The 23,998-nt window shown below is 63.0% G+C and carries 22 protein-coding genes; 9 read left to right on the top strand and 13 right to left on the bottom strand.

The window, feature by feature from the left end:
* Positions 1–47: 47 nt before the first annotated feature.
* From AB8A33_RS02250 to AB8A33_RS02240, 3 genes are all read left to right on the top strand, one after another.
* Entirely contained in the window at positions 48–1,505 is a 1,458-nt protein-coding gene (locus AB8A33_RS02250; protein ID WP_439095835.1) for a glutamate synthase subunit beta, read from the top strand.
* Between the two features lie 789 nt (positions 1,506–2,294).
* A complete protein-coding gene (locus AB8A33_RS02245) occupies positions 2,295–2,675 on the top strand; it encodes a DUF930 domain-containing protein (protein ID WP_439091257.1) in 381 nt (126 codons plus the stop codon).
* A 167-nt stretch (positions 2,676–2,842) separates the two neighbouring features.
* The gene (locus AB8A33_RS02240; RefSeq protein WP_439091256.1) at positions 2,843–4,543 is read left to right on the top strand and encodes a DUF459 domain-containing protein; all 1,701 of its coding nucleotides are present in this window, start codon (positions 2,843–2,845) and stop codon (positions 4,541–4,543) included.
* 156 nt (positions 4,544–4,699) lie between these two features.
* Here the strand turns inward: AB8A33_RS02240 and AB8A33_RS02235 are convergent, their stop codons facing one another.
* Both AB8A33_RS02235 and AB8A33_RS02230 read right to left on the bottom strand, forming a co-directional pair.
* Complete coding sequence (locus tag AB8A33_RS02235; protein ID WP_439091255.1) at positions 4,700–5,062, bottom strand: CsbD family protein; 363 nt, start codon at positions 5,060–5,062, stop codon at positions 4,700–4,702.
* A gap of 82 nt (positions 5,063–5,144) precedes the next feature.
* Complete coding sequence (locus tag AB8A33_RS02230; RefSeq protein ID WP_439091254.1) at positions 5,145–5,879, bottom strand: SDR family NAD(P)-dependent oxidoreductase; 735 nt, start codon at positions 5,877–5,879, stop codon at positions 5,145–5,147.
* A gap of 109 nt (positions 5,880–5,988) precedes the next feature.
* Here AB8A33_RS02230 and AB8A33_RS02225 point away from each other — a divergent pair, with 109 nt between their 5' ends.
* Together AB8A33_RS02225 and AB8A33_RS02220 are read left to right on the top strand one after the other, a co-directional pair.
* A complete protein-coding gene (locus tag AB8A33_RS02225) occupies positions 5,989–6,768 on the top strand; it encodes an SDR family NAD(P)-dependent oxidoreductase (RefSeq protein ID WP_439091253.1) in 780 nt (259 codons plus the stop codon).
* 117 nt (positions 6,769–6,885) lie between these two features.
* Positions 6,886–7,773: a TauD/TfdA dioxygenase family protein gene (locus AB8A33_RS02220; protein WP_439091252.1), complete on the top strand. Its 888-nt coding sequence runs from the start codon at positions 6,886–6,888 to the stop codon at positions 7,771–7,773.
* 47 nt (positions 7,774–7,820) lie between these two features.
* Here AB8A33_RS02220 and AB8A33_RS02215 read toward each other — a convergent pair whose 3' ends face one another.
* On the bottom strand, positions 7,821–8,786 hold the full coding sequence (locus AB8A33_RS02215; protein WP_439091251.1) for a Bug family tripartite tricarboxylate transporter substrate binding protein: 966 nt from the start codon (positions 8,784–8,786) through the stop codon (positions 7,821–7,823).
* Between the two features lie 94 nt (positions 8,787–8,880).
* Complete coding sequence (locus AB8A33_RS02210; protein ID WP_439091250.1) at positions 8,881–10,278, bottom strand: lytic murein transglycosylase; 1,398 nt, start codon at positions 10,276–10,278, stop codon at positions 8,881–8,883.
* 262 nt (positions 10,279–10,540) lie between these two features.
* Between AB8A33_RS02210 and AB8A33_RS02205 the strand changes: the two genes are divergently transcribed.
* A complete protein-coding gene (locus AB8A33_RS02205) occupies positions 10,541–11,425 on the top strand; it encodes a UTP--glucose-1-phosphate uridylyltransferase (protein ID WP_439091249.1) in 885 nt (294 codons plus the stop codon).
* Between the two features lie 3 nt (positions 11,426–11,428).
* Here AB8A33_RS02205 and AB8A33_RS02200 read toward each other — a convergent pair whose 3' ends face one another.
* Positions 11,429–12,925, bottom strand: a complete 1,497-nt coding sequence (locus tag AB8A33_RS02200; RefSeq protein WP_439091248.1) for a sensor domain-containing diguanylate cyclase — start codon at positions 12,923–12,925, stop codon at positions 11,429–11,431.
* A 199-nt stretch (positions 12,926–13,124) separates the two neighbouring features.
* Here AB8A33_RS02200 and AB8A33_RS02195 point away from each other — a divergent pair, with 199 nt between their 5' ends.
* Positions 13,125–13,397 carry a DUF7662 domain-containing protein gene (locus AB8A33_RS02195; RefSeq protein WP_439091247.1) on the top strand — a complete coding sequence of 91 codons (273 nt, stop codon included), beginning with the start codon at positions 13,125–13,127 and terminating at the stop codon, positions 13,395–13,397.
* Between the two features lie 24 nt (positions 13,398–13,421).
* Here the strand turns inward: AB8A33_RS02195 and AB8A33_RS02190 are convergent, their stop codons facing one another.
* Complete coding sequence (locus tag AB8A33_RS02190; RefSeq protein WP_439091246.1) at positions 13,422–15,110, bottom strand: outer membrane beta-barrel protein; 1,689 nt, start codon at positions 15,108–15,110, stop codon at positions 13,422–13,424.
* 258 nt (positions 15,111–15,368) lie between these two features.
* On the opposite strand from AB8A33_RS02190, the gene AB8A33_RS02185 reads away from it, so the two are divergent.
* On the top strand, positions 15,369–16,346 hold the full coding sequence (locus AB8A33_RS02185; RefSeq protein ID WP_439095834.1) for a KpsF/GutQ family sugar-phosphate isomerase: 978 nt from the start codon (positions 15,369–15,371) through the stop codon (positions 16,344–16,346).
* A 6-nt stretch (positions 16,347–16,352) separates the two neighbouring features.
* On the opposite strand, the gene AB8A33_RS02180 is transcribed toward AB8A33_RS02185, so the two are convergent.
* Complete coding sequence (locus AB8A33_RS02180) at positions 16,353–16,901, bottom strand: carboxymuconolactone decarboxylase family protein (protein WP_439091245.1); 549 nt, start codon at positions 16,899–16,901, stop codon at positions 16,353–16,355.
* A 72-nt stretch (positions 16,902–16,973) separates the two neighbouring features.
* On the opposite strand from AB8A33_RS02180, the gene AB8A33_RS02175 reads away from it, so the two are divergent.
* Positions 16,974–17,315, top strand: coding sequence for a winged helix-turn-helix transcriptional regulator (locus AB8A33_RS02175; protein ID WP_439091244.1), 342 nt, complete (start codon positions 16,974–16,976; stop codon positions 17,313–17,315).
* Here AB8A33_RS02175 and AB8A33_RS02170 read toward each other — a convergent pair whose 3' ends face one another.
* The 6 genes from AB8A33_RS02170 to AB8A33_RS02145 form a co-directional block, all read right to left on the bottom strand.
* A complete protein-coding gene (locus AB8A33_RS02170; RefSeq protein WP_439091243.1) occupies positions 17,316–17,759 on the bottom strand; it encodes an NfeD family protein in 444 nt (147 codons plus the stop codon). It abuts the gene before it with no gap.
* 10 nt (positions 17,760–17,769) lie between these two features.
* Entirely contained in the window at positions 17,770–18,765 is a 996-nt protein-coding gene (locus AB8A33_RS02165; RefSeq protein ID WP_439091242.1) for an SPFH domain-containing protein, read from the bottom strand.
* A 148-nt stretch (positions 18,766–18,913) separates the two neighbouring features.
* Positions 18,914–19,951, bottom strand: a complete 1,038-nt coding sequence (hemH, locus tag AB8A33_RS02160; RefSeq protein ID WP_439091241.1) for a ferrochelatase — start codon at positions 19,949–19,951, stop codon at positions 18,914–18,916.
* A 72-nt stretch (positions 19,952–20,023) separates the two neighbouring features.
* Entirely contained in the window at positions 20,024–21,187 is a 1,164-nt protein-coding gene (locus AB8A33_RS02155) for a nickel/cobalt transporter (protein WP_439095833.1), read from the bottom strand.
* Positions 21,187–21,822 (bottom strand): DUF1007 family protein, encoded by a 636-nt coding sequence (locus tag AB8A33_RS02150; RefSeq protein ID WP_439091240.1) that lies wholly within the window; start codon positions 21,820–21,822, stop codon positions 21,187–21,189. The genes AB8A33_RS02155 and AB8A33_RS02150 overlap by 1 nt, the downstream gene beginning before the upstream one ends.
* A 13-nt stretch (positions 21,823–21,835) precedes the next feature.
* Positions 21,836–23,926 (bottom strand): M3 family metallopeptidase, encoded by a 2,091-nt coding sequence (locus AB8A33_RS02145; protein WP_439091239.1) that lies wholly within the window; start codon positions 23,924–23,926, stop codon positions 21,836–21,838.
* Positions 23,927–23,998 lie beyond the last annotated feature (72 nt).

Below are 23,998 nucleotides of genomic sequence, written 5' to 3'. Positions count from 1 at the left end.
TAACGCCCGGGATGACGGTGGGACAGACTGCAGAGGCGTCAGTTGTAATGGGCAAGATCACGGGTTTTCTGGAAATCGATCGTCACGACCGCAAGTACGCGCCGGTTACCGAGCGCCTGAAGGGCTATAACGAGTTCGTCATTCCGCTCAGCGAGAAAGACACCCGCGACCAGGCCGCGCGCTGCATGAATTGCGGCATTCCCTATTGCCACGGCACCGGCTCGGTTCAGCCCGGCACGCCCGGCTGCCCGGTCAACAACCAGATCCCGGACTGGAACGACCTCGTCTATACCGGCAACTGGGAAGAAGCCTCGCGCAACCTGCACTCGACCAACAACTTCCCGGAATTCACCGGCCGCATCTGCCCGGCGCCGTGCGAAGCCTCGTGCACGCTGAACATCGATGACAACCCGGTCACCATCAAGACCATCGAATGCGCCATCGTCGACAAGGCATGGGACAATGGCTGGCTGAAGCCGCAGGTCTCCGCCGTGAAGACTGGCCGCAAGGTCGCCGTAATCGGCGCCGGCCCCGCCGGCATGGCCTGCGCACAGCAGCTCGCGCGCGCCGGACACGACGTCCATGTCTATGAGAAACTCGCCAAGGCCGGCGGCCTGATGCGTTACGGCATTCCCGACTTCAAGATGGAAAAGCACATCATCGATCGCCGCGTCGCGCAGATGGAAGGCGAAGGCGTCACCTTCCATTACGGCAAGGCTGTCGGCGGCACCTCGCCCGGCGCGATCGATCCCGCCGAACTGCTCAAGGAATATGAAGCCATCGCGCTGACCGGCGGCGCCGAGCACGGCCGCGACCTGCCGATCCCCGGCCGCGAATTCGACGGCATCCATTTTGCGATGGACTTCCTGCCCCAGCAAAACCGCCGCGTCGGCAACGAGCCACTCGGCGACGTCAAGGAGATCCTGGCCGGCGGCAAGCATGTCGTCGTCATCGGCGGCGGCGACACCGGCTCCGACTGCATCGGCACCTCGCTGCGTCAGGGTGCATTGTCCGTGACCCAGCTCGAAATCATGCCGGCTCCGCCCGAGCAGGAGAACAAGGGCCTGACCTGGCCGAACTGGCCGCTGAAGATGCGGACCTCGTCGAGCCAGGCCGAAGGCGCCAAGCGCGAATTCGCCGTGCTGACCCAGAGTTTCGAAGGTGTGGACGGCAAGGTCACCAAGTTGAACTGCGTGCAGGTCGACGACAAGTTCAACCCGATCCCCGGCTCGGAATTTTCGCTGCAGGCCGATCTCGTGCTGCTGGCGATGGGCTTCGTCCATCCCGTCCACGAAGGCATGCTGAAGACCCTCGGCGTCGAACTCGACCAGCGCGGCAATGTCCGCGCCCCAACGACGGACTTCGCGACCTCGCTGCCGAAGGTGTTCTCCGCCGGCGACATGCGCCGCGGCCAGTCACTGGTGGTCTGGGCGATCCGCGAAGGCCGTTTGTGTGCCCGCGCCATCGATCAGGCGCTGATGGGGACCACGACGCTGCCGAGGTAAGGCGGCACGCAAAGCACTAATTGCGAAATTCAGGAGCCTCGGCACGAAAGTGTCGAGGCTCTTTCTTTTCCCTCCCCCGCACTTGCGTGGGGTCTGGCGAACGAATTCGTTCGCCATGGGTGGCCGGCCGTCAGGCCGGTCGGATGGGGCGCCAGGTCCTCCGACCGACGCTGCAGTGTTGAAACCTCAACTCCCTGATTGACACGCCGCCAATCTAGGCTTATATTCCGCCAACCCTGTCCAACGAGGGGCGCTTCTCGAGGGCGTCTTTGGAGGTGGGACAGGGTGTGGCGCCCGCGGACGTGCCTCGCAAGCACGGACTCGGGAGGTCCTGGGTAGCCGTCCGGGCCCACTACGGGGCTCTGCCGCTTGCGGCTGGACGGGTGCGGGTGAAGGCTGGCGAAAGCCGGCCGGATGACGGGCACGATGCCCGTACCCAGTACCCGGAAGCACGGCCCCGGGAACAGAAAAGCCGCGATGGAGCGCCGAAAGGCGTGCGCGCACCGAAGGTCGCTGTCGCAGGCAGCCGACGGGACGCGCCACTGACTACAAAGTTGCGCCTTTCGGCGCTTCATCCCCCTCACATCAAAGGGGGACCACCGGAAGGCCAACTTGCGCGGCGGCGCGGGGCCAACGGCGCGTGCGCGCGTCGATCCCATTTACGACCTGGACTCGCACAACGCGACCGGGCGCACGGCGCATCTCAGGGTGGGTAGCCAGCAACCTCCGGACACGCTAAGCGGATGTCGTCCCGCCGATCTCTTACCTTCCAAACGTGTCCCTTCCCGCATGAAATTCCTGCTTCTTCCGCTCGGCCTGGTGGCGCTTGTCCCACAGGCCCATGCCAGCGATGCCCGCTTCATGGCGGCCCTCGGTAAGCTCGATCCAAAGACCCGGCTGGAACAGGTCTGCGATTTCGAAGCCATGCGCCGGATCAGCAAGGGCGGCCCGCGCGTCGAGCGCGCCAAATCCGACGCGCTGGTGCCGCCGCAGCATCTTGGCAATACGCTGATCGCCAAGGGCGGCGCCTATCGCGCGGCCGGCAAATGGATGCAGGTCGCCTTCACCTGCAAGGCGACGCCGGACCACAAGACGGTGCTGGATTTCACCTACAAGACGGGAACGGTGATTCCGCCCGCCAAATGGCAGGCTTTGGGGCTCTGGAAGTAATCCAGGCCTCGCCGTTCACCCTGCCGCTAAAAGTTCCGGGATTTGCTTGACGTTAACGCCGGGCGGCGCTTGATGGCGGGATCGCGGCTGCCCGCTTGCGGCCCGAATCCGGTAGTATGTCGAGCGGGAACCCGGGTCTGCGGACCCTGCGATTGCGGTCGAGGCGCATGTCACAGAAGCCCAACTTGCCGAGATGGCGGATTGACCACTGGCGTGCCGAAAAGGGCACGCTGATGGTGCTCGCCGTCGCGCTGGGCCTGCTGATCGGCATCGTGGCGCCAGCCTCCGCGCAGTTCTTCGGTTTCGGCGGTCCGCAGCAACCTCCTCCGCGTCCGCAGCGCAATGTGCCGCAAGGCGGCGGTGGCGGCTTCGGCTGGTTCGGCGGCGGCAACGACAGCCCGTTTTTCGCGCCGTTCCAGCAGCAACAGGCGCCGAAGCGGGCTGCTCCGCGCGAGGACTATTCGCGCGCACCATCGCCGGAAAAACGCGATGCACCGGCCGAGCGCAATGTGCTGGTGCTCGGCGACAGCATGGCCGACTGGCTCGCTTACGGCCTCGAGGACGCCTATGCCGAACAGCCCGACATGGGCGTGATCCGCAAGCACAAGACCGTCTCCGGCCTGCTGCGCTATCAGCCGAAAGGCGATCCCGCGGATTGGGCGGCGGCGGCCAAGGGCATTCTTGCCACCGAGAAGCCCGACGCCATCGTCGTCATGCTCGGCCTCAATGACCGTGTCGCGATCCGCGAGCCGGACAAGGCAGCCGAGAAGAAGGGCGCCAAGAAGGACGAGAAGAAAGACAGCGCCGCCGAAGTGAAGCCCGGCGACAAGCCGGCGGAGCCGGAAGCTGACGATGCCGACATTCCCGATCCCGGTTCGATCGTCACCGAGCGCGGCGCGCGCACCGGCGGCATGGTCGATTTCCGTGACGAGCGCTGGGGCGAACTCTACTCGAAGAAGATCGAGGAGATGATCAATGTCGTGAAGGCGAAGGGCGTGCCCGTGCTGTGGGTCGGCCTGCCCGCGGTGCGCGGCACCAAGGCGACCGCCGACATGCTCTATCTCGACAATCTCTATCGCGACGCTGCGACCAAGGCCGGCATCACCTATGTCGATATCTGGGACGGCTTCGTCGACGAGGCCGGCCGCTTCCTGCAGCAGGGCCCGGATTTCGAAGGCCAGATCCGCCGGCTGCGTTCGGCCGACGGCGTCTATTTCACCAAGGCCGGCGCCCGCAAGATGGCGCACTACGTCGAGCGCGAGATCACCCGCCTGCTCTCCGGCCGCTCCGCGCCGATCGCGCTGCCGAGCGAGCCTGCGACGCCGGACCTCAATGCCGTGCCTGGCGCACCGGCGCCGCGTCCGCTGGCCGGCCCCATCGTGCCCCTGGTCGCCTCCTCTGTCGGCACCGATCAACTGCTCGGCGGCCCCGGCGTGAAGCCGGTGAGTGTCGATGCACTGGTGGCGCGCGTGCTGGTGAAGGGCGAACCGCTCGCCGCGCCCGCCGGCCGCGCCGACGACTTCGCCTGGCCGCGCCGCGAGATCGGCCGCGAACAGGCCAAGGGCGACGTTCCCGTCGCCGCCGTCACACCTGCTACCTCGGGCACGAGCGGCGTCGCTGCGACGACAGGGCCAGATGGCATCGTTCCGGTGATGGCGCCGCCGGCCGCGCCGAAGAAAAAGCCGAAGCCCGTCATCGCCACCGAAGCGCCGTCATCCTTCGGTAGTTTCTTCGGGTTCGACGAGCCGCGCCGCGCGCCCGTCCAGCAGGCGCCCCAGCGCCCCCGCCCGGCCCAGGCGCCCGGACCACGCCCGCCCGCCAATGTCGGCCCCGCCGCCTCCGCCCCCTCCGGTTTCTTCACACGCTAGAGCGCGAAAAATTCCGACGCGAAACTTCCGATTCAAAAAAATCCCTCAACCTTTGCGGGCTGAGGGATTTTTGCTTCTAGATATTTTCTTGGACGTTTTCTCGAACACGACTGCTGACGCTTCTGCGGCGTCCGTTATGTCAGCCGCGATCTGCTATCAATAACCGAAACGGTTCGGACGGCGGCGCGGCGGACGCGTCATCAGCATCGCCAGCGCAAAGCCGATACCGCCTGCGATGAGCAGCGAACCCAGCGGATTCTCGCGGACCTTGTCGGTGATCGCCTGCGTGCCGTCGCGATAGACGTCGCTGTCGAGCGCATCCTTGGCATAGCTGGTGGCGGCGTCCGATGCATCGCGCACAGCATCCTTGGCCTGGCCGTACAGGTTCTGCACGGTGCCCGTCGCTTCGCGCGCGCGGCCCGAGGCTTCAGTCCGCTCGTCACCCGTGGCTCGGCCGATCACACCTTCAACCTTGCCGGCTGCATCCTTGGCGGCGCCCGCAATACGGTCCTTGTCCATGTCCATTACTCCGTGAGGAAATTCTCGCCGGTGTAATGCCTGAGGCCAGTACTGGTTCCGCCGCGATGCGGGCGCCGTGAATTTAAAGGATCAAACCGCCATCGACGACCAGCGTATGACCGCAAACATAGGATGACAGCGGCGACGCCAGGAACAATGCAGCACCGGCCATATCGGCAGGCGTGCCGAGACGCTGCAGCGGAATCTTTGCAATCGCGCCTTCCAGCCGCTTCGGATTGGCCGTCGTGACCTTTGTCATCTTGGTATCGACGAGCCCCGGCGCGATACCGTTGACGCGGATGCCGTCTTCCGACCATGCCTGTGCCAATGTGCGCGTGAGACCAACCGCGCCGGTCTTCGACGCGTTGTAAGAGGGATTGCCCTTGGTCGCATGATAGGCCGCGGTCGAGCTGACAATGATCAATCGCCCGTTGCTTGCCTTGAGCAGCGCATGAAACTTCGTCGCACAGCCCATCAGGCTCATCAGGTTGACTTCCATCACCTTGCGGAAGCCATCCATTTCGAATTCGCCGCGGCGATAGATCACAGCCCCCTGCGCAAGGATCAACACATCCACCCGGTCAAGCTTCGGATCGAACGCCTCGATCGCCGATGCGCTGCCCACATCGAGCTGACTGTAGCCCAGGCCGTCGAGATCGGAGCCTTCGTCGATGGAATAATCGCTCGTCTTGGCGCGCGTCCCGCAGACATGCACATGCGCGCCGCGCGCACGAAAGGCCTGCGCCATTCCGTTGCCGATGCCGCTGGATCCGCCGACGATGAGCACCTGCTGCCCGGTGAAATCGAGTTCGTTCATCCCTTGATGTCCTTCTTGATTTTTATGCGCACATGTTTGACCGCGCGAGCGATCGGTGCAAGCCTTCAATCAAGCCTCACCATGAAGGCACATAATTCGGAGGATAGCCTTGTCGGATTTCAAACAACTCAGCCGCTCGGTGCGCGGCCTCACCGTACTCGTCACCGGTGCTGCAAGCGGCATGGGACGCGCGACGGCGCGGGTGTTCGCGGCGGAAGGCGCCAATGTTGCCGTCACGGATATTTCGGCAGACGGCATTGCCGCCGTCGTTGACGCGATCACATCAAGCGGCGGAAGCGCTCACGCATGGACGCTCGATGTTGCCGATCCCGATCGCATTCGCACGGTGGTTAGCGACGTCGCCGCGCATTTCGGCAGCCTCGACATCATCGTCAACAATGCCGGCATCTCGGTGAGTACCGCGATCGATCAGGACGGCTATGACGCCGCATGGGATCGCGCCATCGCGGTGATGCTCACTTCGCATCAGCGCATCATCCGCGCCGCGCTACCGCATCTGCGTAAATCGCCCTCGCCGCGGATCGTGAATATCGCATCCACCGAGGCGCTCGGCGCGACCGCACTGCACAGTCCCTATTCAGCAGCGAAAGCCGGCGTGACTGGTCTGACGCGCTCACTTGCCGTCGAGCTCGGCCGCGACGGCATCACGGTGAACTGCATCTGTCCCGGGCCTATCACGACGGGCATCACCGAGCGTATCAGCGACGAGCACAAGGTGATCTTCGCCAGGCGCCGCACCGTTCTGCGTCGCTACGGCGATCCGGAGGAAGTCGCGCATATGACGCTGAGCCTGTGCCTGCCGGCGGCGTCCTATATCACTGGCGCGGTGATCCCGGTCGACGGAGGCCTGATGGCACGCAATGCCTGACGGCATTCGCGCCGGTTGACTTCGCACCTTGCGGGCGTAGCATTTTTCTCAAGCGGCACGGCCATGAACGGAGGCCGCAATCGAATGGGTCAACCATTCCACACGGAGGAAATTGCAATGCCCGTGACGATCCGCAAACTGCATCCCTTGTTCGTCGGCGAAGTGACCGGTGTCGATCTGACCAAGCCGGTCAGCCCAGACGATGCTGCTACCATCGAGCGCGGCATGGATGACTACGCCGTCTTGATATTCCCCAAGCAGGATATCACCGACGAACAACAACTCGCTTTCGCGCAGAACTTCGGCGAGCGCGAAAATCGAAAAGGCGGTTCCGTCACCAAGAAGGAAGATTATCGGCTGACATCGGGGCTCGCCGACGTATCCAATCTCGGCAAGGACGGCAAACCGCTGCCGAAAGACAGCCGCGCTCATCTCTTCAATCTCGGCAACTGCCTGTGGCACTCGGACAGTTCCTTCCGACCCATTCCGGCGAAATTCTCGCTGCTGTCGGCGCGCGTGGTCAATCCGAAGGGCGGCAACACCGAATTCGCTGACATGCGCGCGGCCTATGATGCGCTCGACAACGACACCAAAGCCGAGATCGAGGACATGATCTGCGAACATTCGCTAATGACATCGCGCGGCGCGCTGGGTTTTCTCGACTACACCGACGAGGAGAAGGAGATGTTCAAGCCGGTGCTGCAGCGACTGGTCCGCACGCATCCGGTGCATGGCCGCAAGTCGCTGTATCTGTCATCCCATGCCGGTGCGATCCAGGGCATGTCGGTGCCCGAAGCCCGCGTGCTGTTGCGCGATCTCAACGAGCATGCCACGCAGCCTGAGTTCGTCTATGTCCACAAATGGACGCTGCATGATCTCGTGATGTGGGACAATCGCCAGACCATGCATCGCGTCCGCCGCTACGACCAGTCGCAGCCGCGCGACATGCGCCGCGCCACCGTCGCCGGCAATGCACCGACCGTGGCACAGCAGGCCGCGGAATAGCATGTATTCGAGAACGGGCGCGCTGCCGTGCGGCGTGCCACTAGCCGCTAGATGCGCTCGATCTTTGCCTTCTCCAGCACATCGCCCCAGCGCTTCACGTCAGAGGCCAGGAGGTCGATGACCTCCTTCGGCTGCGAGGCCTTGGCCTGACTGCCGAGCGACAGCAGCCGCTCTTTCACACTGTCGTCCTTGAGCAGCGTGACCGTCGCAGTGTTCAGCTTTGCCACGACGTCGTCGGGAAGGCCGATCGGGCCAACGAGGCTGTACCAGCCCGGTGCGGCATAGCCGGGGAAACCCGCTTCGGCCACGGTTGGAATATCGGGGAAAGACGGGAAGCGTTCAGCTGTGGTCACGGCCAGCGCGCGGAACTTGCCGGCCTTGATCTGCTCGATCATCGAGATCGGCGGATCGACCATGAAATCGATGCGGCCAGCCAGCACCTCGACTACGGCCTGCGCGCCGCCGCGGAACGGGATGTGCTGAAACTTCACGCCGGCGAGCTGACCGATCTGCTCGACGATCAGATGTGGGCCCGAGCCGACGCCGGGTGTGCCGTAAGTGAGCGGCTTGTCCGGCTGCTTCTTTGCGAACGCGATGAGCTCGGCCAGATTTTTGAACGAAGCATCGGCGTTACAGGAGAACATGTAAGGCGCTTCAGAAACCTGACAGATGCCTTTGAGATCATCGACCGGCTTGTAAGGCAGGCTCTTGTAGAAGGCCGACGACGCGCCATAGGTGGCCGTGATCAGCGAGATCGTGTAGCCGTCAGGCGCCGAGCGGGCGAGTTGCGCCCCGGCGAGCGTCGTGCCGGCGCCAGGCTTGGTTTCGACCACCACCGTCTGGCCGAGGATTTTCGACAGACCTTCGGCAAGCACACGCGAGGTTGCGTCGGTGCCGCCGCCCGGCGCGAAACCGTGCAGCAGGGTGATGGACCGTTCCGGCCACGCAGCTTTGGCCTGAAATGGAAGAAGGCTTGCCGACAACCCGGCCAGCAGCGTGCGCCTGTTCAACATCGATAGTCCCCAAGAATGCATCAAGGAGACGAGCCTAACATGCATGCTGCGCTGCGGTATAATGTTATGCGCCATGGGCCTCTGCGCAGCGCGCTTATCTCGCCCTCAGCCGGTCCAGCATCTCCGACGATGCAAACCCGTCGGCAGGCGCGCCGACGGAGGCCTGGAAGTTGCGCAGAGCTTCGCGTGTCTGGCCGCCGAACTGGCCATCCGGCGTGCCCTTGTAGAAGCCGCGCTGCGCCAACAGCTGCTGCAGTTCGAGCCGTTCGGACCGCGACAGTACGCGCTCCTGCCGCGGCCATGGCTGCACGAAGGGCGGCCCGCCGCGCAGCCGGTCGGCAAAATGGCCGATAGCCATCGCATAGGCTTCAGCCGGGTTGTATTTCATGATGACGCGGAAATTCGTCAGCATCAGAAAGCCCGGCCCCTGCGAACCGGCGGGCGCGAGCAGATAGGCCTTTTCTGTCATGCGCGGGAACGGCTGGTTGTTGGCCCGCTTGAGGCCAAGCTGCTCCCATTGCGGCAGCGTCATCGCCTTGGCCTTGTCGGCCAGCATGTAGTTGAAGCCCTGCGGTACCACGACCTCGTAGCCCCAGGTCTGGCCACTCTGCCAGCCATCCTTTTTCAGATTGTTGGCGGTCGAGAAAATCAGATCGGTCGGATTGTCCACCACGTCGCGGCGGCCGTCACCGTCACCGTCCACCGCAAAGCGCTTGAACGCGGTCGGCATGAACTGGGTCGGCCCGAATGCTCCGGCCCACGAACCGCGCATCTGTTCAGGCCTCAGATCGCCGCGATGCAGGATTTCCAGAGCGACCAGAAACTCGTCCTTGAAATAGGCCTGACGGCGGCCGACGCAGGCCAGCGTCGCCGTCGAGCGCAGAACGCTGCGATCGCCGATCATTGTCGAGTAGTTCGACTCGATGCCCCAGATCGACGCGATGATGTAGCGATCGACGCCGTAGGCCTTCTCGGCCGCGTCAAAGATCGTCTTGTATTTAGCCAGTACCTCACGACCCTTGGCCATGCGGGTGTCGTTCACCAGGATGTCGAGATATTCCCAAATCGCCTTGGTGAATTCCGGCTGCGAATCCATCAGGTCCATGATTCGCAGATCCGGCGTCAGGCCGGCGGTGAAGCGCTGATAGCTGTCCTGCGAAATGCCGCGGCGTGCGGCATCAGGCCACAGTCCGGCAATGCAGTTGTCAAAATTACCAGCCGCCTCGCGGATCGCCTGTGCAGTCATCAGCGGATGGCCAGATGCACCGTCCTCGCCACTCCATGGCTGCGCTCCGGGCACGCCGGGCAGTGCTGCCTGTGGCGGCGGGTCCTGGGTCTGCGACGGTCCGCTAAGGATATTGTCGAACAGGCTGAAAGGGCCGCTCTTGCTCTGCGCCTGCGCCGCCACGGGCAGGGCTGCCGTAAGCAAAACTGCGCCGAGCGCAGCTATACCGCATGTCAGGCTACGCGCCATCTTCGTCGCAGATTTCATCACTATCCATCTCGGGAATCTGACCGGAATTTGGTCATGACTGTGGCATGACAGGAGGCCTGGTGAGGGTTTCCATCAGCTTAACACTATTCCAGTTTTGCCCGGCTGGGCGAACGTACCGCGCGGCAGAAAGGATAATTGCAGACATGTAGCCCGGCACCACACATCCGCCTTTGTTCCCGGTTGCAAACGGAACCAGCAGGCGCAATCTTCGTTGGCCTGCCTGCGTCGCTCCCCTCCAAGGTCATTGCAAAGTCCCCTGATGAAAATTCGCAAAGCCGTTTTCCCGGTCGCCGGCCTCGGCACCCGCGTCCTTCCCGCCACCAAGGCGATGCCGAAGGAAATGCTGACCATCGTCGATCGGCCGTTGATCCAGTATGTGGTCGACGAAGCTCGCGAAGCCGGCATCGAACATTTCATCTTCGTTACCGGTCGCAACAAGGGCATCATCGAAGATCACTTCGACCGCATGTTCGAGCTCGACGAGACACTCAAGAGCCGCAACAAGTCTGCCGAGATCGAACAGCTGGCGCTGTCCCAGCCTGCTGCCGGCGCCATGAGCTTCACGCGCCAGCAGGCCCCGCTCGGACTTGGCCATGCCGTCTGGTGTGCTCGCGATATCGTCGGCAATGAGCCCTTCGCCGTGGTGCTGCCGGACGAGCTGGTGCTGAATGCCCCGGGCTGCCTGAAGCAGATGGTCGATATCGCGGGAGCGCTTGGCGAAAAATCCAACCTCGTTGCCGTCGAGGAAGTCCCGATGGACATGACGCATCAATACGGCATCTGCGGTGTCGGCGAACGCCACCCAACCCACGAGGCCGCTTTCACCATCGACGGGATGGTCGAGAAACCCCCGAAGGGCACCGCGCCGTCCAACCTGTCGATTACCGGGCGTTACATCCTGCAGCCGGAAATCTTCAAGATCCTGGAGACCCAGGAGCGCGGCGCCGGTGGTGAAATCCAGCTCACGGACGCGATGATCGGCCTCGCCAGGAGCCAGTCGTTCTACGGCGTGGAATTCGAAGGCGAACGGCACGATTGCGGTTCGAAGTCGGGCTTCCTGCGCGCCAATATCGCGTTCGGCCTGCAGCGCCCAGATCTGCGCGAAGGTCTGCGTGCCGAAATGCTGCGTTATCTTGGAGAATAAGCGCTAGGCCGCCATAGCCTGGTGCGCATCGCCTGCGATGACGCACCGGTTGCGACCTGCGGCCTTCGCCGCATAGAGCGCCTTGTCGGCAGCTTCGACCAGTCCCGTCCACTCCATCGTCACCAGCGGCTTCACGCTGGCGACGCCGACACTGACCGTGAGCATCGCCGGATCCGCCGGCACCTGTTCAACGCGGCGCCGAATGGTTTCGGCAACCTCATAGGCATCCTGCACGGTCGCACCGGGCAACAGCACGGCGAACTCTTCCCCGCCATAGCGTGCGGCACAGTCGCCGGCGCGCTTCGCCGCTCCAGCGATGCAATTCGCGATCGCGATCAGGGCGGTGTCTCCGGATTGATGACCGAAGCTGTCGTTGAAAACCTTGAAATGGTCGGCGTCGATCAACAGCAGTGCCATCGGCCGTGAATGCCTGATGGCACGACGCCATTCCAGCTCCATCGCCGCATCGAATTTGCGGCGATTGCGTAGGCCAGTCAGCCCATCCGTCGTCGCCAGTTCTTCGAGCTTGTGCTCTGCGTGTGCGCGGCGGCCTATTTCGCGTGCCAGGAACAGTGTCACCGCGGTGATGAAGATAATCAGCGCCAGCATGATGCCGCCGATCTTGATCGCCTGCTGATACCACAGGCTGTAGATGCCGGCCCACGGCCGGCCGACGATCACGAGCAACGGTCGACCGCTGTCGCGCCACACATAGAGGCGCTCGATCTGGTCAACGACCCCGACGCCCGAATACGACCCGTTGGACCGGCTCAGCGCCCGCATCACGCCGGGGGTCTTGCTCAGATCCCTGCCGACCACGTCGAGATCGAACGGCGTACGCATGATGACGACGCCGTCACGGCGGATCACTGTGATGTTGTCATCCTTGTTCAGCCGCAAGCGGCCGAACAAATCATGAAAATAGGCGAACCGGATGGCACCCGCGACGACGCCGGCAAAATTGCCATCGACGTCGGTGATGCGGCGACTGAGCACGACGGAATACGCGCCCCGGTGCAGCATCGGTTTGCTGACATAGAGCCCGCGCTCGCCATCGAACTTGTGTACCTGGAAGAACTCTTCGTCGGCACTGCTTTGCTTGGCCGGATCGAGCGATGCCGCATCGATGATAAGATCGCCATGCGCATCGAACACCTGAATGGACGCGAATTGGCGCGCTGATGCCGCGTTGTCGAACAGGATCAGCTGACGCATTTCCTTGCTGAGCTTGTCGATCTCGGGCGTATTGATGCCGGAAATGACGGCGCGCAACGACAGATCATATTGTTCAACAGTTCGGCCGATATCAGAATCGATAGAGGTGGCAAGGTTCTCGGCAGTCTGCCGCGCCAGCGCTTCCTCGCCGCGGCGCATGTCGAGCATCACGGAGCCGCAAACAGCCGAGAAGCCAATGATCGTGACCAGCGACGACAGAATCAACAGCTTGGCCGATAACGGCCAGCGTCGAATTCCCGTGCTCGCATTCCCCGACTTCATCATGTGCTCCGTACCCAACGGATGGCACGCCAATGCTTGCCGAGCGCTTAAATACCGGGCCAGGGTTCCACACGGCGTTAACGAACGGTTGCGGAAAATGCTCGGATGACGCACCTCCGGTGCTGATTTACCGAATCGGAGCTGTAGCGCCCGGTCGCGCAGGCGCGTATGACGATTACGAGATCATATCGAGGACAATTCCGTGCCTGACTACGACTTGCTCCGCGCCTATCTGGCCAGCCAGACCAAGGACGAATTCGTGCTGAGCATGGATGAGATCGAGGAAATCATCGACGATGCGCTGCCGCGCGCGTCGCAAAGGGCCTCGTGGTGGGAAACCGAACGCGCGCCCGATGAGCACATGCCGCAACGCGAGGCCTGTATCGCGGCCGGCTTCATCGCTACGCGATTGCCCGATGGCTCCGGCGTGAAATTTCGCCGAAAGACGGCCAAGTTCATGCGGAAGTGGAATTGAGCCGAGCGAGATAGCTTCTGGCCGCTATCGCTGCAATCTTACGCCCAGCATTACCACGGTCGAGGCCGTGCTCGCGCCAAGGATGTTTGAATCCAGGATATCGCGGCGCACCTGCGCCTTGAGCTGAATTTCGCGGTTCAGCTTGTAAACGAGGTCGCCCTGCAGCGAGTAGATCTTATCGAAGCGGAAGTTTTCCTGATAATCCTGCGTGACGTAAGTGAACTTGCCCACAGCGGTGAGCCAGCGCCGGAAGTCGTGGCTGGCTTCCACAGTATAAGTGCGGGTCAGAATGCCGGGAACGCCGGGCACGGTGGTTTCATCGATCGATGTGGTCGAGACGAACTTCGCCGTGGTGAGCGGCGAGACCGACCAAATCAGCGACGCTGACGTCAGCAGCCCCTTGAGAACCTCAAGCCGCGTATCCGTATAGCTGCGCGCTGCATAGCCGATCGAGGCTTCGCCCGTCAGCAGACGCGTGAATTCGAAGGTGGTGCCGGCCTTGATATAGCCGCCGCTGGAATCCCTGAGATAGCCGAAGCGATCCGCCGGCACGTCATGCACACGTACATCGCCCTGGACTTCGGCGAACGGACGCAGGCCCGGAAGCACTTCGTAACTGGCGCGACCGATGCCGCCATACTGGTTGAAATTACGATCGATATTGGTGGTCGAGGTGCCGTCGGTCAGTTTCGAATCCTGATAGACGGTGCGGTCGACGAGGCCATCGACCTTGATCTGAAGGCGATTGAAATCCTTCTCGATCCCCAGCGAACCGCCGGTGGTGGTAAACAGCGGGAAATCCTTCAATCCGGCCTGAATGTTCGGACTGCCCGGATTATCCGCACCGACGCGCATGCGGGCCTCGCTGTTGACGCGCAGGTCGCGCGCGACGTCGAGACGGCCGGCGATCTTGCCGTTGAACTCGGCGCGGTCAACATTCTCAGGCGCCGGTGAAATCTGGAATGGCGCCGCCGGGAACTCCTTCTCGTAGCCGGTGAAGGAACCGCGCAGATCCACGATGATCGAGTGCCGCGTCCAGTCGGTTGCGGCCAGCAGTTCTGGCGCAATCTTGTAGAACGACGACCCCTTCGGCTGCACGAAGCGCGCCGGGTTGTTGTCGTAACCGCCATAGATTTCCACAGCCGACTTCACGAGGAAGCTGCCGACGCGCACGCCGGTCGGCGCATAAGGATCGGGATCGACCGGCAATCGCCGGCGCGACGGCTGACCCACCACGGTGCCAGCAACCGACGGCGCGACCGGCGGCTTGGCCGCCTTGGCCGATGGCGGTGACGGCCGGGTTTCGGGCACCAGCGGCGGCGGCGGGCTGCCAGGGCCCACTGGCGGCTTCGGCTTCTTCGCGCCCGGATAATATTTGGTCTGCTTGCGCTTGCGGTTGAGCGCGTCGAAGCCGGTGCCGGCGGCGCCCGATGCAGCGGGCACCGGCGGCGTGATGATCGACTGCGGGAGGCGATCTGGCGATAGCTGGCTGGTCTGCAGCGTTCCAGTTGGCTGGAGCGGCGCATCCGTCGTCCGGCGCGTCGGCAGGTTCTGCGGTGACACGAAACCGCCCGGGACCGGCGCCAGCAGGTCTGAGGTCAGCGCCTGTGCGAAAACCGGCGATGGTGTGAGGAAGCTCAGGCACAGACATGCTGAAACCGCGCCGTTGGCCCAGGCGCGGTTGCGGCGGTCGCGTACTCGACCTGTCCTCACGATCAGAGAAACTCCAACACTATCAAAATCTTACAAAATCCATCAAGAGCGACGCCGGAGGCGCGCGCGACAACTCATGGTTAAGGGAGTTAAAACGCTTATGGTTAATGGCCCGTTGAGATCGCATCGGCGGGGTTTCGCCAGGCAGGCCCAGCCGTGCTAAGAGGACGGCGACACAGCCGGACAATTTACGGCCTCAGGATGCGATTGATGCCCCTTTCCAAGACACCCGGTCTTCCGACGAAAACGACGGCAGCGATGAGCGATCAGGCCATTGAAGCGATTGCCTCGGCTCTGCGTACGCTCGAGGCTGAAGCCAGCGGCGTCACCGCGCTGGCCACCGCGCTGCAATCCGACCTCGGCCCGGCCTTCGTCGCGGCCGCCGACCTGATCCTCAAGGCCAAAGGCCGCCTGATCATCACCGGCCTCGGCAAGTCCGGCCATATCGGCCGCAAGATCGCCGCGACCTTCGCATCGACCGGTACGCCTGCTTTCTTCGTCCACGCCGCCGAAGCCAGCCATGGCGATCTCGGCATGATCACGCCCGACGACGTCATCATGGCACTGTCGTGGTCCGGCGAGCAGCCGGAGATGAAGAACCTCATCACCTATGCCAAGCGCTTCAAGATCGCCGTGGTCGCGATCACCTCCGAAGCCACCTCGACGCTGGCCGAGGCCGCCGATGTCGCGCTAACACTGCCGAAGGCGCGCGAGGCCTGCCCGCATAATCTCGCGCCCACGACCTCGTCGCTGATGATGCTGGCGATGGGCGACGCGCTGGCGATCGCGCTGCTGGAAGGCCGTGGCTTTACGTCGGTGGATTTCAGCGTGCTGCATCCCGGCGGCAAGCTCGGCGCGATGCTGAAATACACCCGCGACCTCATGCATTCGGGCGACTCCGTGCCGCTCAAGCCGCTCGGCACCAAGATGTCCGATGCGCTGGTGGAAATGTCCTCGAAGGGCTTTGGCTGCGTCGGCATCACCGATAGCAACGGCCATGTGGTCGGCATCGTCACCGACGGCGATTTGCGCCGTCACATGCGCGCCGACCTGATGACGGTGTCGGTCGATGAAGTCATGACCAAGAACCCCAAGACCATCAGCCGTGACCTGCTCGCCGGCGAAGCGCTGGAAATCCTCAACTCGTCGAAGATCACCGCGCTGCTGGTGACGGATGCGCGGAAGCCCGTCGGCATCGTGCATCTGCACGATCTGCTGCGGGCGGGCGTGGCGTAAGCCACGTTAGCTAGCAGTTCGCGGGAACCTTGCCGCGTTTGCTTCGAGTGGCAATGCCAAGCCGTTCGCGATGTAAGACACCGTGCGATAGAATCCGCACAGCAGGATGATCTCGAAGATTTTCGCATCATCGTAGTGAGCGGCCAGCACTTTGAATTCGGCATCGCTGAGCGTGGCGCGGTGATGCAGCGCATCGACTGCCGCGATCAGAGCCCGCTCGGCTGACGACCAGCATGCCGCTTGTGCGTCGTCATCGACGGTCGCCCTCACCTCCGCATCCGTCAGCTTCGCCGCATCTGCAAAGGCCGCGACATGGACGCCCCATTCGTATTCGCAGCCAGTCAGCGCACAAGTGCGATCGATAACGATCTCGCGCTCCCGCACCGACAGCGGTCCGCGATCAAGCAGGCCAGCTGCGCGAAATTTGCTCCATGCCCTCGGATGACCCGCAATCACGCGAAACAGCATCAGTGGCGGCGCACCGCGCATGATCGCATCGAATTGCGCCTGAATGTCAGGCTCATAGGGCGGCTGCAGAGGCGCAATGCGTGACATGGCCAACTCCTGCGCTACAATAAGCGTAGCGAAACGCTACACATTCTGTAGCGACCTGCAAGAGAGAATGTGATGGCAAAGTCCGTTTCCAAGCCGCCCACACGCGCAGTGCGCGGCTCAACCTCCGGCCGCCCGATCATGGCGCTGCTCGATCTGCTGGGCCGGCGCTGGACATTGCGCATTCTCTGGGAGTTGCGTGAGATGTCCCTGACCTCGCGGGCGCTGCGCGAGGCCTGCGACGACGCCTCACCGACCGTGCTGCAGGCGCGTCTCAGCGACCTCAGACAGGCAGGACTGATCGCGTTGCGACCGGACGGCTATGGGCTAACGGATACAGGTCGGGAGTTACAGGACACGTTTCTGCCGCTGCACCGTTTCGCAGAGCGGTGGAGCAAATCGCTAGCGGCCAACTGATCAGGCCACATCCACCGTCAGACTGGCCCCGTCTGCCTTCACGATCTTCACCCGCGTCCCCGCGGGCGTGTCCGGGCCGCTGACGCGCCAGACCGTGTCGTCGATGCGCACGATGCCCTCGCCGTCAATGATCGGCCGATCCAGTGTGCAGACGCGGCCGACCAGCGCATCGGAGCGCTTGTTGAGAAACGGATTGGGATTGGTGCCGGGCTTCTGACGCGCGATGCGCCGCCACAGCGGAACGGCGGCAACGGCGAACAATCCGAACAGCAGGATCTGCACCTGCCAGGACGGCGTGACGATGAAGGACAGCACGCCCACGAGAAATGCGGACAACCCGAGCCAGAACATGAAGACGCCGGGCGCCAGCAGCTCCAGCGCCATTAGCAGCACGCCGAAGATCAACCAATTCCAGGTTCCCAAGGTAACAAACATGTCGGCCATTGCAGCGGCCTCAGCGTTGCGGTGACGGCGGCGGCGATCCGGCCAGCGGCACCGAACCGCTGCGGCGTGCAGCAGCCTGCGCCGAGGTCGAGTTCTCACCGAAGGTCGCCTTGGCGATCTCGCCGATGCCGGCCAGCGAGCCCAGCATGCTCATGGCTTCCACCGGCAGCATGATGACCTTCTGGTTCGGCGATTCCGCAAGCTGGCCAAACGCCTTGATGTATTTATCGGCGATAAAGTAGTTCAGCGCCGCAACGTCACCCTTCGAAATTGCCTCCGACACCACCCGCGTTGCATTGGCTTCGGCCTCTGCGGACCGCTCGCGTGCCTCGGCATCACGGAACGCAGCCTCGCGGCGCCCTTCCGCCTGAAGGATCTGGCCCTGCTTGGCGCCTTCGGCACGGAGAATCTCCGACTGGCGCTGGCCCTCGGCCTGCAGGATATCGGCGCGCTTGACGCGTTCGGCCTTCATCTGCCGGCCCATCGCCTCGACCAGATCCGCCGGCGGCACGATGTCCTTGATCTCGATGCGGTTGACCTTGAGGCCCCATGGCGACACCGCGGCATCGACGACGCGCAGCAGCCGCTCGTTGATCTCATCGCGATGCGACAGCACCTGGTCGAGATCCATCGAGCCCATTACCGAACGGATATTGGTCATGGTCAGCACGATGATCGCCTGATTGAGGTCGGACACTTCGTAGCTTGCCTTGGCCGCGTCGAACACCTGGAAGAACGCGACGCCGTCCACGGTGACGGTGGCGTTGTCCTTGGTGATCACTTCCTGCTCGGGGATGCTGATCACCTGCTCCATCATGTTCATCTTGCGACCGACGCGGTCGAAATACGGGATGATGAGATTGAGGCCCGGCGACAGCGTACGGGTGAACTTGCCGAAACGCTCGATGGTCCAGTCATAGCCCTGCGGCACGGTCTTCACGCCGGCAAACAGCGTAAAGATGATCAGCAGTACAACGGCGATGGCAAAAATGTCGTAACCGGACATCAAAGTCTCCCTGCGGCAAAATGAACGCGCAACACATGGCGCCTCGTTGTTTTGTCGTCAGGGAGGATTTTAAGGTTCGAGACCGGGAAAAGCGAGCGCCGTCATATCTGCACGAGGAGGCGGCGCTGGCCGCGGAGCCGGATGGCTTCTAGATCCAGCCTTGCAGCTCGCGGAGCACCAGCTGGCGGATCGTGTCCATGCCCTCGTCGCTGTCGTTGAGGCAGGGGATCGCCGAGAATTGCTCGCCGCCATTGTGCATGAAGATCTCGCAATTCTCCTGCGCGATCTCTTCCAGCGTCTCCAGGCAGTCGGCCGAGAAGCCCGGCATCACGACAGCAATGCGCCGCACGCCGTCCTTGGCAAGCTGCTCGATGGTCTTGTCCGTATACGGCTGAAGCCAGGCATCGAATCCGAAACGGGATTGGAAGGTCAGCAACAACTTCGGCGCATCCGGCCCGAGCCGCTTGCGCAGCGCTTCGGTTGTGGCCACGCATTGCGCCTGATAGGGGTCGCCCTTGTCGATGTATTTCTGCGGCATGCCGTGGAACGACGCCACGATCATTTCCGGCACGAATGACAGCGTCGCCAGATGCTTCTCGATCGAGGTCGCCAGCGCGCCGATATAATCCGGCTCGTCATAATAGGGTGGCGTGACCCGCAGCGTCGGCTGCGCACGCATGGTGCCGAGTACGCGGAACACTTCGTCGCAGACCGTCGCAGACGTCGCGGCCGAATATTGCGGATAGAGCGGCACCACCAGTATGCGGTCGCACCCCTTTGCCGTGAGTTCAGCGATGCGGGAACGGATCGACGGATTGCCGTAGCGCATCGCCCAGTCCACCACGAGATGGGTATGGCTATCGAGTGATGCCGCGAGCTTGTCCGACTGCGCGCGGGTGATCGTCTTCAGCGGAGATTCGTTCTTTTCCGTGTTCCAAATCTTCAGATAGTCCTTGGCCTTGCGGCGCGGGCGCGTGGTCAGAATGATGCCGTTGAGGATCAGCTTCCACAGCAGGCCCTGGTTCTCGATCACGCGCGGATCGGACAGGAACTCTCTGAGATAGACGCGGACGCCGCGGGTATCCGCGGTGTCGGGAGTTCCGAGATTGACCAGCAAGACGCCGACGCGCTCCGGTATCTCCAGAGTGGAGGCCGGTTGCTGCTCGAGGGAAACGACATTTGTCATGATGCCGGTGGCTTCGCGCTTTGGCTGGAGCTTGTCAAGACGACGGACTGTCCTCAACGGACAGGACAGCGATCAGAAACAGGTGACGCGTTCGGCCGCGACATAACCCAGCAGCAGGCCGACGCCGAACAGCATCACCAGCGCCGCGGCGCCGAATTCGATCCCGCGCATCACGAGTGCGCCGCTGCCATCGCGGCCGCCGGCCAGACGACCGGCGAGACCCTTGGCGGAGACGGCAATGACGGCAATGGTCGCCACGGTAATCGCGGTTCCCAGACCCATCACGAAGGTGGCCGCGATGCCGGCCCAGAACATGCCCTGCGCCAGCGCAAATACCAGCACCAGGATCGCGCCCGAGCATGGCCGGATACCCACGGTGAACACGGCCGATAGTCCGCGCGCCCAGCCACCGGGGCCGGCGAGCTGATCCGGCGTCGGGCCATGGGAATGGCCGCAATGCTCGTCATGAACGTGATCGTGATGGCTGCGATCGTGATGCACATGCGCTGAGGCCGTTGCCTCGGCATGCGCCGAATGGGCATGTGCATGAGAATGAGCGTGCGCATGCCCATGATGGTGGTCGTGGTGATGGTCGTCATGGCCATCATCATGCGTATGCGCGGACGCGTTGGCATGCGCCATCGCGAGCTGCGGCCCGGCAGCCGGCAGCGATGGCCGCAAGGCGCGGAAGAACCCGCGCCCTTTGCTCCAGACCAGCCGCGCGCCGAACGCCGCGATCAGGCCGTAGCTGGCGATCTCGACCCAGCGCTCGGTGCTGCACATGGTCTTGGCCGTGACATTCAGCAGCCAGGCGCCAATGCCGACGATCAGCACCGCCACCAGCGCCTGCATCAGCGCCGAGACGAAGGACAACGCGATGCCGCGCTTGGCGGTCTCTTCATTGGCGACGAGATAGGACGAGATCACCGCCTTGCCGTGTCCGGGGCCGGCGGCATGGAAGATGCCGTAGGCAAAGGAAATCGCCAACAGCGTCCACACCGCGCTGCCGTCGGATTTGGCGGCACGGATGGTCGCGGACATCGCCCGGTAGAATTCGGACTGCTTGGTCAGCAGCCAGCCGATGATGCCACCGACCTGCGAATCCGGCACGCCCTTCGGCGCCGCGAACGGATTCTGCGCGAACACATCATGCAGCGCGCCATCGGCAATTACCGACATGGCCACCAATGCAGCGCAGGCCCAGAACAGGCGGCGCATCGTCATTTTCTCGAACATCATGGGCAATCGACCGTGATCTTGTTGGCGAACATGGCGCCGTAATTGCTGTTCTCGCCATTCATGAAGGTGTCTTCATTCATGGTCTGCGCCTTGGCGGCGCCGTCCGACGGGCGCTGGATCGCCATCGTGCAGGTGGCCGGTGCGCCGGCGAGCTTGATGGGATCTTTCTTCTCCAGACCGAAATCGACGAAGAAGCTCGGATCGAAGATTTCGAGCTCCATCTTCTTGGCCTTGAACGGCGTCTTGAACGGCAGCGTGAAATGCAGCACCAGCGCCGCGTCGCGCTTTTCCAGATAGTAATCGACCGGATCGTTGAAGCGCTGCTTCTTGCCCTCCACCTTGGCGAAGGTGAAGAAGGCGAATTCCTTCAGCGACTCCACATTGGTCTGGGCCAACGGCGCCAGCTCCTCGCGGGTATAGACACCCTTTGTCTTGCTCTCGATGCCCTGCAGCGCATAGGTCGAGAACATATCGTCGAACACCCAGGCATGACGTACACCTGTGATTGTGCCGTCCGGTGCGTAGATCAGTTCGCTCGATGCCGTGACGAAGACATGCGGGTGGGCGGAGGCGGCGCTGATGCTGCCGGCCAGCGCAGCCATGATCGCGATCAGACCAAGAAATCGGTTCATCAGAAGTATCACCTCACGCCGCCTCAGGCTCTTCCAGTAACCCGCGCCGCCGCAGCAGCGCATCCGGCGCCGGGGCACGACCACGGAATGCGATATAGGCCGCTTCCGGATCGACCGAACCGCCCGACGAATAGATATCGTCATGCAGCCGCTTGGCCACCGCCGGGTCGAAGATGTTGCCGGCTTCCTCGAACGCACCGAAGGCGTCCGCATCCATCACTTCGGACCACATGTAGCTATAGTAGCCAGACGCGTAGTGATCGCCGGAGAAGATGTGGCCGAACTGGGTCGGCCGGTGCCGCAGCGCGATCTCCTCGGGCATGCCGATCTTTTCCAGCTCCTTCCTCTCGAAGGCGGCGACATCGGCTGATGCCGAGGCCGGCTGGGTGTGGAATTCGAGGTCGATCAGCGCCGAGGAAACGAACTCCACCGTGGCAAAGCCCTGGTTGAACTTGCGGGCGGCAATGAAGCGCTTGAGCAAATCGTCCGGCAGCGGTTCGCCGGTCTGGTAGTGCTTGGCAAAAGTCTGCAGCACCTGCGGCTGCTCCTGCCAGTGCTCATAGAGCTGCGACGGCAGTTCGACGAAGTCGGTGAATACTGACGTCCCCGACAGCGAGGGATAGGTGACGTTGGACAGCATGCCGTGCAGGCCATGGCCGAATTCATGGAACAGCGTGCGCGCGTCGTCCGGCGACAGCAGCGACGGCTGGCCGTCGGTGCCCTTGGCGAAGTTGCAGATGTTCAGCACCAGCGGCGCGACGTCGCCGTCGAGCTTCTGCTGATCGCGCAGCGAGGTCATCCAGGCGCCGGAGCGCTTCGACGATCGCGCGAAGTAGTCGCCATAGAAGATCGCCTTGAGCGCGCCCGCAGCATCCTTGACCTCCCAGACGCGGACGTCGGGATGCCACACCGGCACATCCTTGCGCTCGGCGAAGGTGATGCCGAACAGCCGGGTCGCGGTGTCGAATTGCGCCGCGATCATATGGTCAAGCGTCAGATACGGCTTGATCGCCGCATCGTCGAAATTGGCGCGGCGCTGGCGCAGCTTTTCGGCGTAATAGCGCCAATCCCAAGCAGCGAGCTTGAAGTTGCCCCCCTCCTCCGCAATCAGCTCCTGCAGCGCATCGCGGTCGGCCAGCGCACGTGCGCGTGCCGGCTTCCAGACGCGCTCCAGCAGACCGCGCACGGCTTCCGGCGTCTTCGCCATGGAATCTTCGAGGCGGTAGGCGGCGAAGGTCGGGAAGCCCAGGATTTTCGCGGTCTCTTCGCGCAGCTTCAGGATTTCGACGATGGTCTCGTTGTTGTCATTGGCATTGCCGTTATTGCCGCGCTGGATGAAGGCCTTGTAGGCCTTCTCGCGCAGGTCGCGCCGCGCTGAGCTCTTGAGGAATGGCTCCATCGAGGAGCGTGACGTGGTGATGATCGCCTTGCCGGTCATGCCGCGCTCGTCGGCCGAGGCCTTGGCCGAAGCGACAAAGCTCTCGGCGAGGCCGTCGAGATCGCCTTCGCCCAGCTCCATGAACCACTCCTGCTCGTCGCCGAGCAGATGATGGCTGAAACTGGTGCCGAGATGCGCGAGACGCTCGTTGATCTCAGCCATCCGCGCCTTGGCGGTCTCGTCGAGGCCGGCGCCGGAGCGGTGGAAGCGCGTATAGGTCCGCTCCAGGAGACGCATCTGTTCGGTGGTGAGGCCGAGCTCGGCGCGTTTGTCGTGCAGCGCCACGATGCGGCCGAACAATACGGCATTCATCATGATCGGATTCCAGTGCCGCGCCATCCGCGACGACACGTCCTTGTCGATCTCCAGGATCGCCGGATTGGAATGCGCCGACACCAGATCGTAGAACACCGACGCCACGCGGCTGAGCAGCTTGCCGGAGCGCTCCAGCGCCGTGATCGTATTGGCGAAGTCCGGCACCGTCGGATCGTTCACGATCGCGGCAATCTCGGCCGAATGATCGAAAAACGCCTGTTCGAAGGCCGGCATGAAGTGCTCGGGCTTGATCTCGTCGAACGGCGGGGTCTCGAACGGGGTCTGCCAGGCTTTCAGAAGCGGATTTTCGAGACCTTTCGACGCAACCGGCGAGACCGACGTTTCTGACATAAGAAATCCTGCTTTGAAGCCCATAGAATGCGTCGATCTATACCATGCGATGGGGCTTTTTTGGGCCCTTTA

It is taken from the genome of Tardiphaga sp. 813_E8_N1_3, from assembly GCF_051811025.1.
Taxonomy (GTDB): Bacteria; Pseudomonadota; Alphaproteobacteria; order Rhizobiales; family Xanthobacteraceae; genus Tardiphaga.
This window is presented reverse-complemented; position numbering and strand designations above follow the sequence as displayed.

Excerpts from the sequence above, each read along its gene's own strand:
- AB8A33_RS02250 (WP_439095835.1), top strand. The coding sequence starts at position 48 with ATGGGCAAGATCACGGGTTTTCTGGAAATCGATCGTCACGACCGCAAG.
- AB8A33_RS02245 (WP_439091257.1), top strand. The coding sequence starts at position 2,295 with ATGAAATTCCTGCTTCTTCCGCTCGGCCTGGTGGCGCTTGTCCCACAG.
- AB8A33_RS02240 (WP_439091256.1), top strand. The coding sequence starts at position 2,843 with ATGTCACAGAAGCCCAACTTGCCGAGATGGCGGATTGACCACTGGCGT.
- AB8A33_RS02235 (WP_439091255.1), bottom strand. The coding sequence starts at position 5,062 with ATGGACAAGGACCGTATTGCGGGCGCCGCCAAGGATGCAGCCGGCAAG.
- AB8A33_RS02230 (WP_439091254.1), bottom strand. The coding sequence starts at position 5,879 with ATGAACGAACTCGATTTCACCGGGCAGCAGGTGCTCATCGTCGGCGGA.
- AB8A33_RS02220 (WP_439091252.1), top strand. The coding sequence starts at position 6,886 with ATGCCCGTGACGATCCGCAAACTGCATCCCTTGTTCGTCGGCGAAGTG.
- AB8A33_RS02215 (WP_439091251.1), bottom strand. The coding sequence starts at position 8,786 with ATGTTGAACAGGCGCACGCTGCTGGCCGGGTTGTCGGCAAGCCTTCTT.
- AB8A33_RS02210 (WP_439091250.1), bottom strand. The coding sequence starts at position 10,278 with ATGAAATCTGCGACGAAGATGGCGCGTAGCCTGACATGCGGTATAGCT.
- AB8A33_RS02205 (WP_439091249.1), top strand. The coding sequence starts at position 10,541 with ATGAAAATTCGCAAAGCCGTTTTCCCGGTCGCCGGCCTCGGCACCCGC.
- AB8A33_RS02200 (WP_439091248.1), bottom strand. The coding sequence starts at position 12,925 with ATGATGAAGTCGGGGAATGCGAGCACGGGAATTCGACGCTGGCCGTTA.
- AB8A33_RS02185 (WP_439095834.1), top strand. The coding sequence starts at position 15,369 with ATGAGCGATCAGGCCATTGAAGCGATTGCCTCGGCTCTGCGTACGCTC.
- AB8A33_RS02180 (WP_439091245.1), bottom strand. The coding sequence starts at position 16,901 with ATGTCACGCATTGCGCCTCTGCAGCCGCCCTATGAGCCTGACATTCAG.
- AB8A33_RS02175 (WP_439091244.1), top strand. The coding sequence starts at position 16,974 with ATGGCAAAGTCCGTTTCCAAGCCGCCCACACGCGCAGTGCGCGGCTCA.
- AB8A33_RS02170 (WP_439091243.1), bottom strand. The coding sequence starts at position 17,759 with ATGGCCGACATGTTTGTTACCTTGGGAACCTGGAATTGGTTGATCTTC.
- AB8A33_RS02165 (WP_439091242.1), bottom strand. The coding sequence starts at position 18,765 with ATGTCCGGTTACGACATTTTTGCCATCGCCGTTGTACTGCTGATCATC.
- hemH (WP_439091241.1), bottom strand. The coding sequence starts at position 19,951 with ATGACAAATGTCGTTTCCCTCGAGCAGCAACCGGCCTCCACTCTGGAG.
- AB8A33_RS02155 (WP_439095833.1), bottom strand. The coding sequence starts at position 21,187 with ATGTTCGAGAAAATGACGATGCGCCGCCTGTTCTGGGCCTGCGCTGCA.
- AB8A33_RS02150 (WP_439091240.1), bottom strand. The coding sequence starts at position 21,822 with ATGAACCGATTTCTTGGTCTGATCGCGATCATGGCTGCGCTGGCCGGC.
- AB8A33_RS02145 (WP_439091239.1), bottom strand. The coding sequence starts at position 23,926 with ATGTCAGAAACGTCGGTCTCGCCGGTTGCGTCGAAAGGTCTCGAAAAT.